16 protein-coding genes are annotated in these 13,224 nt (G+C 39.2%); 8 read left to right on the top strand and 8 right to left on the bottom strand.

From position 1 onward, the window contains the following. Positions 1 to 70 precede the first annotated feature (70 nt). Entirely contained in the window at positions 71 to 1,249 is a 1,179-nt protein-coding gene (locus G0Q07_RS11765; protein ID WP_163346270.1) for an MFS transporter, read from the top strand. Further along, positions 1,246 to 1,866: an HAD family hydrolase gene (locus tag G0Q07_RS11770; protein ID WP_163346271.1), complete on the top strand. Its 621-nt coding sequence runs from the start codon at positions 1,246 to 1,248 to the stop codon at positions 1,864 to 1,866. The genes G0Q07_RS11765 and G0Q07_RS11770 overlap by 4 nt, the downstream gene beginning before the upstream one ends. Here G0Q07_RS11770 and G0Q07_RS11775 read toward each other — a convergent pair. Then, on the bottom strand, positions 1,863 to 2,645 hold the full coding sequence (locus tag G0Q07_RS11775; RefSeq protein WP_246222892.1) for an MBL fold metallo-hydrolase: 783 nt from the start codon (positions 2,643 to 2,645) through the stop codon (positions 1,863 to 1,865). The two genes, G0Q07_RS11770 and G0Q07_RS11775, sit on opposite strands and share 4 nt — an antisense overlap. A 70-nt stretch (positions 2,646 to 2,715) precedes the next feature. On the opposite strand from G0Q07_RS11775, the gene G0Q07_RS11780 reads away from it, so the two are divergent. Further along, complete coding sequence (locus G0Q07_RS11780) at positions 2,716 to 3,417, top strand: SAM-dependent methyltransferase (RefSeq protein WP_163346272.1); 702 nt, start codon at positions 2,716 to 2,718, stop codon at positions 3,415 to 3,417. Positions 3,418 to 3,429: 12 nt separating this feature from the next. Here the strand turns inward: G0Q07_RS11780 and G0Q07_RS11785 are convergent, their stop codons facing one another. Genes G0Q07_RS11785 through G0Q07_RS11800 form a run of 4 tightly spaced genes read right to left on the bottom strand, consistent with a single transcriptional unit; the run spans position 3,430 to position 6,658 of the window. Then, on the bottom strand, positions 3,430 to 4,497 hold the full coding sequence (locus G0Q07_RS11785) for an NUDIX domain-containing protein (protein ID WP_163346273.1): 1,068 nt from the start codon (positions 4,495 to 4,497) through the stop codon (positions 3,430 to 3,432). A gap of 20 nt (positions 4,498 to 4,517) precedes the next feature. Continuing rightward, positions 4,518 to 5,054 (bottom strand): FKBP-type peptidyl-prolyl cis-trans isomerase, encoded by a 537-nt coding sequence (locus G0Q07_RS11790; protein WP_163346274.1) that lies wholly within the window; start codon positions 5,052 to 5,054, stop codon positions 4,518 to 4,520. Between the two features lie 60 nt (positions 5,055 to 5,114). Beyond that, positions 5,115 to 5,615, bottom strand: a complete 501-nt coding sequence (locus G0Q07_RS11795; protein WP_163346275.1) for an FKBP-type peptidyl-prolyl cis-trans isomerase — start codon at positions 5,613 to 5,615, stop codon at positions 5,115 to 5,117. A gap of 11 nt (positions 5,616 to 5,626) precedes the next feature. Continuing rightward, the gene (locus G0Q07_RS11800) at positions 5,627 to 6,658 is read right to left on the bottom strand and encodes a DHH family phosphoesterase (protein ID WP_163346276.1); all 1,032 of its coding nucleotides are present in this window, start codon (positions 6,656 to 6,658) and stop codon (positions 5,627 to 5,629) included. Between the two features lie 292 nt (positions 6,659 to 6,950). Here G0Q07_RS11800 and G0Q07_RS11805 point away from each other — a divergent pair, with 292 nt between their 5' ends. Beyond that, positions 6,951 to 7,382, top strand: coding sequence for a nucleoside-diphosphate kinase (locus tag G0Q07_RS11805; RefSeq protein ID WP_163346277.1), 432 nt, complete (start codon positions 6,951 to 6,953; stop codon positions 7,380 to 7,382). A 5-nt stretch (positions 7,383 to 7,387) separates the two neighbouring features. On the opposite strand, the gene G0Q07_RS11810 is transcribed toward G0Q07_RS11805, so the two are convergent. Genes G0Q07_RS11810 through recF form a run of 3 tightly spaced genes read right to left on the bottom strand, consistent with a single transcriptional unit; the run spans position 7,388 to position 9,692 of the window. Continuing rightward, complete coding sequence (locus G0Q07_RS11810; RefSeq protein ID WP_163346278.1) at positions 7,388 to 8,284, bottom strand: D-hexose-6-phosphate mutarotase; 897 nt, start codon at positions 8,282 to 8,284, stop codon at positions 7,388 to 7,390. 11 nt (positions 8,285 to 8,295) lie between these two features. After that, positions 8,296 to 8,586: a DUF721 domain-containing protein gene (locus G0Q07_RS11815; protein ID WP_163346279.1), complete on the bottom strand. Its 291-nt coding sequence runs from the start codon at positions 8,584 to 8,586 to the stop codon at positions 8,296 to 8,298. Beyond that, positions 8,583 to 9,692: a DNA replication/repair protein RecF gene (gene recF / locus G0Q07_RS11820; RefSeq protein WP_246222893.1), complete on the bottom strand. Its 1,110-nt coding sequence runs from the start codon at positions 9,690 to 9,692 to the stop codon at positions 8,583 to 8,585. Before recF ends, G0Q07_RS11815 begins: the two co-directional genes overlap by 4 nt. Before the next feature lie 178 nt (positions 9,693 to 9,870). Here recF and G0Q07_RS11825 point away from each other — a divergent pair, with 178 nt between their 5' ends. The 4 genes from G0Q07_RS11825 to G0Q07_RS11840 all read left to right on the top strand — a co-directional run bounded on the left by G0Q07_RS11825 (position 9,871) and on the right by G0Q07_RS11840 (position 13,217). Then, on the top strand, positions 9,871 to 10,557 hold the full coding sequence (locus G0Q07_RS11825; RefSeq protein ID WP_163346280.1) for a tetratricopeptide repeat protein: 687 nt from the start codon (positions 9,871 to 9,873) through the stop codon (positions 10,555 to 10,557). A gap of 98 nt (positions 10,558 to 10,655) precedes the next feature. Next, on the top strand, positions 10,656 to 11,141 hold the full coding sequence (gene ribH / locus G0Q07_RS11830) for a 6,7-dimethyl-8-ribityllumazine synthase (protein ID WP_163346281.1): 486 nt from the start codon (positions 10,656 to 10,658) through the stop codon (positions 11,139 to 11,141). 156 nt (positions 11,142 to 11,297) lie between these two features. Beyond that, on the top strand, positions 11,298 to 11,867 hold the full coding sequence (locus G0Q07_RS11835; protein ID WP_163346282.1) for an AraC family transcriptional regulator: 570 nt from the start codon (positions 11,298 to 11,300) through the stop codon (positions 11,865 to 11,867). A 90-nt stretch (positions 11,868 to 11,957) separates the two neighbouring features. Then, positions 11,958 to 13,217, top strand: a complete 1,260-nt coding sequence (locus G0Q07_RS11840) for a permease (protein ID WP_163346283.1) — start codon at positions 11,958 to 11,960, stop codon at positions 13,215 to 13,217. The last annotated feature ends 7 nt before the right edge of the window (positions 13,218 to 13,224 follow it).

The raw sequence follows: 13,224 nt of genomic DNA on the forward strand, positions 1-13,224 counted from the left end.
TTAAAAATTGCAACAACACATTTAAAATAACCGGGAGTAAAAAGTAAACACTATTTTTGCGCCTGATCAGATGGCAAATTTCAGTAAAAACATACCACGCCTTTACTTGGTAAAGATCTCGAAATGGTTTAATATGGTAATGCCTGTTGTTGTACTGTTTTACCAGAACAACGATATGGGAATGCACGAGATTTTTGTGCTGAAAGCTATTTATTCTATTGCCATTGTTGGTATGGAAATTCCATCAGGTTGGATGGCCGATGTTTGGGGTCGCAGAAAAACATTGATACTCGGAAGTATTCTGGGAAGTTTTGGTTTTCTGATCTACAGTTTCTCCTACGGTTTTTGGGCTTTTGTTATTGCTGAAATGATTCTGGGCTTCGGACATTCTTTTGTTTCGGGTGCCGATTCGGCCATGTTGTACGATAGTTTAAAGGCCGATAAACGAACCGATAAATACGTTCGCGAAGAAGGTCGGATAACATCGGCAGGTAATTTTGCCGAAGCCATTGCAGGCGTTATTGGTGGCCTTTTGGCAGCCATTAGTTTACGTACGCCTTTCTATTTTCAGTTTGCCGTGGCCGCCATTGCTATTCCAGCAGCAATTACGATGATCGAGCCAAAAATTCACATTGCCAAACATACTCATTCGGTTAAGAAAATGATTCAGAATATACACAACACTTTTGTTACGAATCAGAATTTACGCACCGCAATTCTTTTGTCGTCGGTTACCGGAACAGCAACGCTTACTTTTGCCTGGTTTGTTCAGCCATTTTTTAAGGCCATTGATCTGCCGGTTGAGCTTTTCGGAGTGTTTTGGACAGCGCTGAATTTAACGGTTGGCGTGTCGACTGTTTTCGCCTACAAAGTGGAAGAGTTTCTGGGAAAACGCTGGTCGATCCTACTGGTCATTGTTTTGCTCTCGGCCGGATATGTATTCGCCGGAATCAGCATATCGTATTGGGGACTTGGCTTTTTGTTTCTCTTCTATTTGGTACGCGGACTGGCAACTCCAATATTTAAAAACTACATCAACCAGTATACCGACAGTAAAGTTCGTGCAACCATGCTTTCCGTTCGAAATTTTATCATTCGAATTGCTTTTGCAGGAATTGGCCCGCTACTTGGCTGGATAACAGATAATATAAGCTTAAACAAGGCATTTTTACTGGCAGGGATCATTTATCTGGTTGCAGCACTTGCAGTCACTATTCCCTGGCTACGAACAAAAAAAGAACAATCATGAGCAAATCTGTATTGATATTCGATCTCGACAATACCATTTACCCGGTAAGTTCTATTGGCCCAAAATTATTTAAAACCTTATTTGCTGCCATTAAAAAAAGTGGTGAATACAAAGGAGATTTTGACGCCATTAAACTGGAAATACAACGTACTCCTTTTCAAAAGGTAGCCAGCGAATTTTTGTTTAGTGAGCAATTGCTGAAAGAATGTATGGCTATCCACAACAACCTGACTTACGATGATCCGATGAAGTATTTTGAAGATTATGAGTTGGTGAGAAAACTTCCCCAAACAAAGATTCTGGTTACTTCGGGGTTTAGCAAACTGCAAAATAGCAAAATCGACAAACTTGGTATCCGCGCTGATTTTAAAGAAATATTCATCATTGATTTGCAACAGTCGAATCAAACCAAAAAGGATATTTTTAAATTGATTCTGGATAAATACAAACTACAAAAACAAGAGGTTTTGATCGTTGGCGACGATATAAAATCCGAGATTCAGGCTGGAAAAGATTTGGGAATTGATACTGTTTTATTCGATCAACTGAGAAAATATACAGACTCGAATCACTCCAACAGAATAGATAATTTCGCTGAACTTCAGAAGTTTCTTTAGAGCTCCAGGGTCAACCCATCATAAGCCATAAACACATTCTCCGGTAGTTCTTTCATTACGTCATCGTACTTACCAAAAGCATGACTAATATGTGTAAGATAAGTTTGTTCGGGCTTAATCTGATCTACAATTTCCAGCACTTCCTTCAGGTTAAAATGCGAGAGATGCTTTTCTTTTCGCAGACAGTTAATAATCAGAATTTTTGTTCCGGCAATTTTCTCCAATTCATTTTCTTCAATAAAATTGGTGTCGGTTATGTAAGTTAAATCCCCCACCCGGTATCCATAAACAGGCAATTTATGATGCCAGCAACGAATAGGCAAAAACGTAACACCACCGATAGCGAACGGCTCATTTTCAACCTCGCGAAGCTCCATCTTCGGGATGCCCGGATATTTGTATTTCGCAAACACATAATCAAAAATGCGTTTGATCGCTTTTTGCACCCTTTCTTCGGCAAAAATCTCCATATGGTTTTTCTGCACCCAGTTGTACGACCGGATATCATCCAAACCAAAAATATGATCGACATGCTCGTGTGTCAGCAGAATTGCACGAAGCGTTTTTACCTTTTGTCGTAACATCTGCTGGCGAAAATCAGGCCCTGCGTCAATCACAAAATTCTTATCGTTTATATTTAGCAGTAATGATGATCGCAACCGTTTATCCTTTTTGTTTTTTGAGGTACAAACGTCACATTCGCAAGCTACAACGGGAACTCCCTGAGAAGTGCCCGTACCAAGTAAAGTTGCTTTTATTTTAATTGAAGGATTTTCCATTTCGGGTAAAATTAACAAAAGCAGTTGTGAAATAACAAGAATCACTACTTTTGCAAAAATCTTTTAACGAATGGCAACACTTTATCTCGTTCCGAATGTTTTGGCTGATGGCGACTGGCAAACTGTTTTACCTGCACAGGTGAAATCGATTCTTAGCCATACAAAATATTTTATCGTAGAAAATATACGCACCGCACGCCGGTTTATGAAACAGGTAAACCATGAAATAAATATTGATGAATGTACTTTTTACGAAATAAATAAGCGAACCACTACCACCGATTTGCCGCACTTTTTGAAGCCAATTGCTGACGGACATGATGTGGCAATAATTTCCGAAGCCGGTTGCCCGGGTGTTGCCGACCCTGGCGCAGAAGTGGTGAAAATTGCGCATAAACAAGGGATTAAAGTTGTACCGATTGTTGGACCGTCTTCTATACTTCTGGCGCTTATGGCTTCCGGATTAAATGGGCAAAATTTTGCGTTTAAAGGTTATTTGCCGGTAAAACCACAGGAACGCGTAAAAGAGTTACAAACACTTGAAAAAACGATAAAAAACACGCGTCAAACGCAACTATTTATTGAAACACCTTACCGGAATAATCAGTTAATTAGTGATGTTCTAAAGGCCTGCTCTCCATCGACATTGTTTTGTGTGGCAGCCAATATTACGGGAGAGAATGAGTTTATTCAAACCAAATCTATTCAGGATTGGAAAAAATCAGGTGTTCCCGATTTGCATAAACAACCCGTGATATTTTTATTGGGGTAAAAAAATAGTCTATTAAATAAGCTTGAGTTCTTGCAGTAATTTGAATTCCACCTCAAAATTGGGTGTAAAAACATCCTTGCCAAGGTTTTTCGCGACTTGCTTTTTGGTCCAGAATCGGAGTTCGTCTACTTCGTTTGACTGGATGCCAAACCCCTTATAATCGTAGGTAGTAAACAAATAAATCAATTCGGCTTCCACCTCCGATTCCCACTTGTACACTTTTTGCAGTTTTGCTGAAAACTCTTTTAACCCAATTTCCTCAAAAGCTTCTTTTTTAAGTGCCTGTTCCAATGTTTCGCCGGCTGAAATATGACCGCCAACGGCTGTATCCCATTTCCCGGGTTGGATTTGTTTATCAACGGGTCGTTTTTGAATGAGAATCGATCCTTTCTTATTCAGCACATGCAAATGCACCACCGGATGTAACAATTTGCTTCCGTTGTGTACCTGGCTGCGTGGTGCCTGCCCGGTAACTTTTCCCTGCTCATCAACCAAAGGCACCCACTCTTCGTTTGCAAGAGCCTTTTGTTTTCTTTTCTGACGTAATAATTCGTATAAAAAATAAACGCCAAAAATAATATAGAACAAGCCTCCGCTTATAAAAGCCCAGGCCTCTTTGCTCATGTAAAAGGCCGAATATAACACCAAAATAGTATGTACTAAAAAGATGAAGAACATGGCCTTCATACTTTTTCGCATTTGCTGCATTTGGGCACTGTTAAACGCCACATCTTTCATGTAGCGTTGCCCCATTAATCCTACAATGTTTATCTTTGAGAATGCCGAAATGGCAAGAATAGCAACCAGAATCAATTCAATCAATCCCGGTTTAAGCTTGAAAAAAATATCGTTATCGAGTAAAATCGAAACACCGCCAAGAATAACCAGCAACAGCGTATCGAAAAGTACAAATTTTTCAAAACGTTTTTCTTTTATTGCAATCCAGGTCATTTCTGCAACACCAACCCCGATGGCAACAAAAAGCCCGATTTTAGTCCCCCATATTTCATCGGCAGCGATAAAAACAAATAGAGGAATAAAACCAGGCAGTAATTTTTTTAAAATTTGTGCTCTGTTCATATTATAAAGCGAACAGCAGACTATTCTTCATCGGTTTCAAGTCCGAATGGAACAACTTTATAGATCTCCACTTCCATTAAAACTGTTTGAAAAGCTCCAATAGAAGCACCTGAACCCCGCTGACCGTAAGCTAATTCAGAGTTTATTACCAACCGCGATCTTGTTCCGGGCTGCATATATGTCAAGCCTTCTTCCAGTCCACTGATTGAATTTCCGCCCCCCACAGTAACCTCGTAGGGTTCATATCGGTGTCCTTCGAGATAACCATTTGTTTCATCTACTAAAATGCTGTCAGGACCATCAATTAACGCCCAGGTAGCATAAAATAACTGAACCCGGTCGCCTGCTTTTATGGTATCACCTTCTCCGGTTCCCGGTTCATTAAAATAATAAAGACCAGACGGAGTTGCTTCTGCTCCCGGATGGGCAATCGCCATGTAATCATCCAAAAGCGCCAACTCTTCTTTCCTCATTTTTTCGTAATCAATTCCATCGTCGCAGGCAAAAAAGGCAACAGCCCCCAGCATCAACAAAAAATATGATAGTGTTTTCTTCATCTGATCTTTAATTATTTCTACTTATTAATAATGCGATTCAACTCTAAATTCGCTGCAAATTTAGTTAAGTGGTTTTATTTCTACCATTTCAACAGCAAAAACTAACGAAGTATTTGGAGGAACGCTTGAATAACCGGTTTCGCCGTACCCCAATTCGGATGGAATTATTAAATAACCCTCTCCTCCTTCGTCAATAACTTTCATCCCATCATTCCAGCCATCAATCAGTCCGTCAGTACCCAAAACAAACTCCCAGGTATTGTCTCCGGTTGAATCAAATACACCTCCACCAATAAAGAAACCGGTGTATTTTACCACACAGGTATCGCCGTTAACCGGGTAAATGCCATTTCCAACCGAGTCGATGACATAATAAACACCCAAAGCAGTTGTGTCAATATCTAAACCTCTGTTTACCAGCGTATCGAGATACTCATTTAATATAGCTGTCTCTTCTGCTTGTGTTGGCGGAATATATTCTTCACCTTCGTCCATACACGAAACTACTGCAACTCCAATAATAATCGCCAATAAAAATCTTGTAACTAATTTCAAATTCATTTTTAATATTTTTAAATTGTTGTTTCCAACAACTGATGCTTATACTCGGGTAAAAGTTGCGTGAACTTTAATAAAGTTTTGTAAAAACTTAAATCCGACTCTCCTCCGGCTGCATTTAAATGCCCGCCACCATTGAAATGGCTCGATGAAAATTCATTGGCCGGAAAATTTCCTTTTGAACGAAAAGATGCTTTTACATGTCCTTCCTTCTCAATAAACAAAGCACTGAATACTACATTTTTTATCGAAAGCGGATAATTTACAAACCCCTCCGTATCGCCGGATTTAAAATTAAACCTTTTTAGTTCTTCTTTGCTGATACTGATTACCGCAGCTCGGTACTCCGGAAAAACCTGCATTTTTTCATTCAGGCAATAGCCCAGCAACTTCATTCGGTCGGCCGAATAATTATGAAAAACCGACGACTGAATTTTATCCGTGTTAATTTCATAGTTCAACAATTCGGAAACTACTTTAAATGTGTTTTTCGAAAAGTTGTGGCTAAAACCTCCGGTGTCGGTAACAATACCGGTATATAATGCTTCGGCTGCTTTTTGCGACAAATTTTCGTGCAAACCCGTTGCTTCAAGTACATCAAAAACCAACTCTGCTGTTGAGCTGTATGAAGTCTCGGAAACCATAAAATCGCAAAACTGCGTTGGGTATGGATGATGATCGATCAATACCTTTTTCTTTTCAAACTCCAGAATTTTCTTCGCCAGTTTTCCTGCACGTTTGGCCTCGTTAAAATCTAAACAGATCATTGCATCGGCCTCTTTCAGCCAACTTTTTGCTTTCTTTTTTTCTTTGTCGTAAATAATTACCGGAACATCGGTCGAAAACCACTTCAAAAACACGGGGTAATCGTTTGAAGACAAAACTTTTACCTCATGGCCAAAATCTTTAAGCGTTTGACCCAATCCCAGTGCCGAGCCAATAGCATCGCCATCCGGATTTTCATGCGGAATGATAACCAGCTTCAATTTCGAAGCTGTGAGCAATGCTTTTATTGATGTAATAATCTCTATGTCAGTATTTTTCAAAACATTCAAAAATTAGAATTGGCAAAGATAAAAAATCTTACCTCGCAGGGAAACCGATAGTTCTCAAATTTTGTTAATATTGTATAAGACAAGTTTTTATTTGATTTTTAAATAACTAACAATTTTGAATGTCCGCAATTAGTCACAAACAAGATGTCACCCTGAACTTGTTTCAGGGTCTTTCTCTCAAGCAGGTGATTAATCGGTGTAAAAGATGCTGAAACAAGTTCAGCATGACGTGCTACATAGTAATTATGATTTATAACGGATATTCATACTAACAATTTTTAAAATGGCTGGAAACAGAACTTTTACAATGATTAAGCCCGGTGCGGTGAAAAAAAACCATGAAGGCGCAATTCTAAAAATGATAAACGATGCCGGTTTTAAAATTCGTGCGATGAAACTTACACGAATGTCGACTACTCAGGCCGGTGCTTTTTACGAAGTCCACAAGGGCAAACCATTCTACAATAAGCTTGTAGAGTTTATGAGTTCGGGACCAATTGTTGCCGCCATTTTAGAAAAAGAAAATGCCATTGAAGATTTTCGTAAATTGATTGGAGCCACCAACCCTGAAAATGCTGCCGAAGGCACCGTGCGCAAAATGTTTGCCTGCAGTGTTACCGAAAACGCAGTTCATGGTGCCGACAGCGATGAAACAGCTACGCGCGAAGCCGACTTTTTCTTTTCTACTTTCGAACGGTTTTACGACTACGAGTAAACAACTTATTCAACACTTATTAGCGCTGTTGTTTCGTGCGCTTCCCCCGGTGACAGTTCAATCTGGTCATTGATTTTGTTTACCGTCTCGAGGCATACAAAAGTTTCGTATCCATCATTGGGCATGTCACTCATTTGCTCGCACGCTTCGGCTCCGGGATTCCATACCGTTGAACACTTGCTACCTTCTTTCGCAATTCGAATTCGGCGATTAAAATACGGATCCAGAATTATACAATCAGCTTCAGTATCGAAATAATGCCGTGTTACAGCTTCGGAGACACTTAACAATTCTTCTTCCTGAATGGATCGATTTCCATCCAACTGGTTTTCGTAATGTGCATCTTTCAAACCGGCAATTTTTATGTTTTCAATAGCCGATAAATTAAAATAACTGTGTAACGCCGAAGTATATGAAATAGAAACATCAGAAGGATTCGTAATCTTTAATGTCACTGACAAGGTATCGCCAATAATAAAAATCATTTCAGCGGTAAAATCGAACGGCCAGTACGCTTTTGTTTCTTCCGATGATTTTAGTTGCATTGAAACATAACTCTCCCCTTTTTCTAAAGTATCCACCGCGGTAACTTCCCACATCAAAATCCGGGCAAAACCGTGTTGTGGCAAGGCCGAATCACTAACATGGGGGCCAAACCACGGAAAACAAACCGGAATACCTCCACGAATTGCTTTGCCTTTCTTAAAAACACTGTAGGGACTCATCCACAAAACATCGGTTGTTCTCATTGGTCTGAAACTGGTTACTTGTGCTCCGTAAAGGCAAATATCAGCTTCGGCATATTTGTTTGTTATCGTTATAAAAGGCAAATCGCCATCAAGCTCCATAAATCCGATTTCGCCTTCAACTCCAAATTCTTCGTTTAATTCGTCAATATCCATAGTTTGTTAAGTTATTTAAAAACAATTCGGGTAATCATTTCTTCTCCTGCATTGTCATTTATACGTCGGCAAATTTCCTCGCGCATTAAAAACAATTCGTTTTTTACCACAGGAGAAGTTATTTCAACATATAATATCCTGTTCCGGATATAAATTTTTTGGGTGTAGCGGGCAATAGTTTTCCCAAGCAGATCTTCCCAGCCCTGAACGATATCTACTTCTTTCAGTTTCCGCTCCATGCGGTTTTGCTCGATATAGTCTTTTAATATATCGCTTAACGATTGTGTATTACTTCTTCTCATTGTGCCAGTTCTACTTTTCCGTTCTCTACTTTAAAAATACGATAATCGGCATCCATCTTTCTAATTATAGTATCGAGATGCTCGCGATTGGTGTCGGTTAAAAATATCTGTCCAAACTGTTCGCCTGCTACAGCCGTAACAATTTGCTCCACCCGGTGCTGATCCAGTTTATCAAAAATATCATCAAGTAAAAGTATCGGGTTTATGCCCGAAATCTCTTTTATGAACTCGAACTGTGCCAGTTTTAGCGCCACCAGGTAAGTTTTTTTTTGTCCCTGCGAGCCCAGCTTTTTTATCAGGTAATCGCCAATTTTTAGCTGCAGGTCGTCTTTATGTATTCCAACAGTTGTATACTGCACCACTCGATCTTTTTGTAACGATGTTTTTAGCAACGACTGCAGGTTCGAATCATATAAATCCGACTGATGAACCAATTCCACCACTTCGTTGCCTTCCGATATATAATTATAGTACCGCTGAAAAACAGGTATCAGCTTTTCCACAAAGCGGGTTCGTTCTTCGTGTATGTGCGAACCGTATTCCACCAACTGATCGTCCCAAATACCCAGCAATTCTTCATCGAAATAACGTTCGCTGGCAAATTGTTTCAGCAGATTATTCCGCTGCATCAGCGCCCTGTTATATTTCAGCAGATCATCGAGGTAGGTTTGGTTATACTGCGAAATTACACCATCCATAAACTTTCGGCGTTCGTCGCTACCACCCAAAATCAGGTTTACATCCGACGGAGTGATCATCACCAAAGGCAACAAACCAATGTGTTCCTGCAGCTTTTTATAAACCTTTTTATTTCGTTTAAACTGCTTTTTTTGCCCTTTTTGCAATCCACAATTAATACTTTCTTTTGATTCCATGCGGCTGTAATTTCCATTCAGCATGAAAAAACTCTCCTTGTGATTAATATTCAGCTGATCGGTAGCATTAAAAAAACTTTTGCAAAACGACAGGTAATAAATGGCGTCGAGCATATTGGTTTTTCCTGCCCCATTCTTGCCAATAAAACAATTTAGCTTTGGCGAGAAGCCGGCCTTAACCTCCAGGATATTTTTAAAATTTACAATTGAAATCTCTTCAATGTGCATCATTTATTTCTTTGCATTCGTTCGTACAAAACTAAATAAAAAGCCTGCACATTTCTGAAATGTTGACAAAAAGCAGTTAATAACAGTTTTATGTTGATTATTCTGGAAAATAAAATGAGCATTGGATTAGCAGTTTTGAAAAAAAAGCTATTTTTGCGGCACAATTTTGAAAAAGAGACAAATGGCAAAGAAGAATGTAGAGCAAGCTGACAATTTACAGGAACTTGAAAGTGCGCTAACAAAAACGGAACAGTTTGTTGAGGATAATTCGAAGATCATCAGCTATGTTGTTGGTGGAATTATTTTAGTTGTTGCTGCTTTTCTTGGTTTTAGCAAATTTTATGTGCAACCAAAAGAAGACGAAGCAATATCACAAATGTTTATGGCTGAAAATTATTTCGAAAAAGATTCGTTTAATCTGGCTATCAACGGCGATGGAAACTATCTGGGTTTCCTTGATATTATTGACGATTACGGCATTACAAAATCGGCAAACCGTGCAAAATATTATACAGGTATTTCATATCTGTACCTTGGACAGTACGAAGATGCATTGGATTATTTAAATGATTTTGATACCGATGATTTGCTTTTGGCTCCTGTTGCTGAAGGTGCAAAAGGCGATGCCTATCTTGAATTGGGTGAGACTGACAATGCATTGAAACAATACAAAAAAGCTTATTCGGTTACCGAGAATGAATTAACTACGCCGGTTTATATGATGAAAGCAGCCAACCTGTTGGAATCGATGGATGAACTGGAAGATGCGCTGGCGTTGTACGAAGATATAAAAACGGAATATCCGGAATCTTCGGAAGGCACAAATGCCGAACGTTACATTGCTCGCATCCAAACAAAATTGAATTAAAAAAAGAATTCAAAAGATAGTAAAACCCCTCTTCGGAGGGGTTTTTTGTTTGTATAAACATTACTTTTGCTACAGTGGCAAAACAAAAACATTGAATTATGGCAACAAAAGATTTATCAGCATACGATATTAATTCGGTACCATCAGCAGAAAATATGCGTTTTGGCATTGTTGTGGCCGAGTGGAACTGGGAAATTACATCGGCACTGGCGAACGGTGCTGTTAACACCCTAATGAAACATGGTGCTGCCGATGAGAATATTTCAGTAAAATATGTGCCCGGTACATTTGAACTTCCTTTGGGCGGACAGTATTTTGCAGAATTAGATAATGTAGATGCTGTAATTCTGCTGGGTTGTGTTATACAAGGCGACACCCGCCACTTTGATTATATTTGCGAGGGCGTAACACAAGGCACAAAAGATTTGAACCTAAAGTACAACAAACCGTTTATCTTTGGTGTTCTTACTACCAACAACGAACAACAAGCGCTTGACCGTGCCGGAGGTAAATTAGGCAACAAAGGTGACGAAGCTGCCATTACTGCCATAAAAATGGTTGCTCTTCAACAGTCGTTTAAGTAAGTGAGACTCTAATTTCAGAATCCGTTAACTGACGGAGAACTGAAATTATCAAGTCGAACTCCTACCCGTCCGGCAGGCGGGTATCCCGATGCACAGCCATCGGGATTTAAGATGTCTCCCCTCTGCCACTTTGTTTGAGTGCATAAATTCAACTAAATGAAACAGGTTCTGCACATAAAAAATATGGTTTGTAATCGCTGTATAAAAGTGGTGAAAGAGGAACTTGAAAAACTGGATATCCAAATCGAAGACATCGAATTGGGCAAAGTGGCCATTTCAAAAAGTCTTGATACAAGCCAAACTGAAGAAGTGCGCACCGTGTTGCACGACAATGGTTTTGAGCTGATCGACGATAAGAAAAGCCAACTGATCGACCGGATAAAAACCATCATCATAGAAAAAACCCATTATTCAAACGAAGGAAAAGAATTGGTAAACTTTTCGGAAGTAATTGCCAATGAGGCGGGTTACGATTACTCGTATTTGAGCAAGTTGTTTTCATCAGTTGAAGGAATAACCATCGAGAAATACATCATCAATCAAAAAATTGAAAAAGTTAAAGAGCTACTTGTATACGGAGAACTTACCTTAAACGAAATCTCTTATCAGTTGGGTTACAGCAGTGTACAGCACCTTTCCAACCAGTTTAAAAAGGTTACCGGTTTAACACCTTCGCACTTTAAGAAAGTGAAAGAAAATAAGCGAAAACCGCTTGACGAGGTGTAGAAAACCCAAAATGATGTAACTCATTTCCAAAATCGTGTAATAAAAATCTTGCTCTTAGTCCTTTACTTTGTATTGTAGAATTTTCAAAAAATGAATATAGAACAATACATAGTAAAATTTTTAGGCGATTTCGCGATCATTTTAGGCGAAATGGCTCCGTATCTGTTACTGGGATTTTTCTTCGCCGGGCTTTTGTATGCCTTTATTCCGCGTGAAAAAATAAACAAGTATTTTAATGGATCGCCATTTCGTTCCTCTGTTTTTTCATCATTATTCGGAATTCCGCTACCATTATGTTCTTGCGGAGTAATTCCTACAGGAGCGGCCTTGTATAAAAATGGTGCTTCTAAAGGAGGAACTGTTTCGTTTATGATTTCGACACCGCAAACCGGTGTAGATTCTATTTTGGCAACGTTTTCATTAATGGGACTACCTTTTGCTATCATTCGTCCGCTTGCTGCTTTAATTACCGGCATTTCTGGAGGTTTGATTACAAGTGCAATTACAAAAAATGAAAACGTTCAGCAACATATTGTTGAAACAGATTCAAAACCCAAAACACTTACGCAGAAAATTAAAAATGTTTTTCAATACGGTTTTGTTGAGTTTATTCAGGATATCTCAAAATGGCTGATAATCGGATTGGTTTTAGCCGCCATAATTTCGGCCTTGATACCCAACGATTTCTTTGAACTTTTAAACCTGTCGCCAATCCTGCAAATGTTGCTAATCCTGGTTGTATCAGTTCCTTTATACATTTGTGCAACCGGTTCTATTCCTTTGGCAGCTATTCTTATTTTAAAAGGAATCAGTCCGGGAGCAGCTTTTGTCTTACTTATGGCCGGCCCGGCTACCAATGCTGCCACCATCACCATGATTGGAAAAGTTTTAGGTAAAAAAAGCCTGTTTACTTACCTGGGCACAATTATCGTCGGGGCATTGGGATCTGGACTAATCATAGATTATTTACTTCCGGTACACTGGTTTACCGAAATTACACAACAGCATTTAGGACATGACCACGGAGGGTACCTGGCCTGGTGGCAAATTGGTTCAGGCATTTTATTGCTGGGATTGATCGTAAACGGATACATTCAAAAATACCGGAATTCAAAACAAAATTCTGAAACACAATTAAATAATAATACAATGGAAGTTAAAACAATTAAAGTTGATGGAATGACTTGCAACCATTGCAAGGCAAATGTAGAGACAAACCTGCAAAAACTAGCGTTTGTAGAAAATGCTGCGGTAAACCTAGCCAATAAAACGGTTACTTTGGAAGGCGATGATATTGATATGGACAAAGTAAAAGAAACCGTTGAGTCGATTGGCTACAAAGCTCTGTAAGTAAAGT

It is taken from the genome of Draconibacterium halophilum (genome assembly GCF_010448835.1).
Taxonomy (GTDB): Bacteria; Bacteroidota; Bacteroidia; order Bacteroidales; family Prolixibacteraceae; genus Draconibacterium; species Draconibacterium halophilum.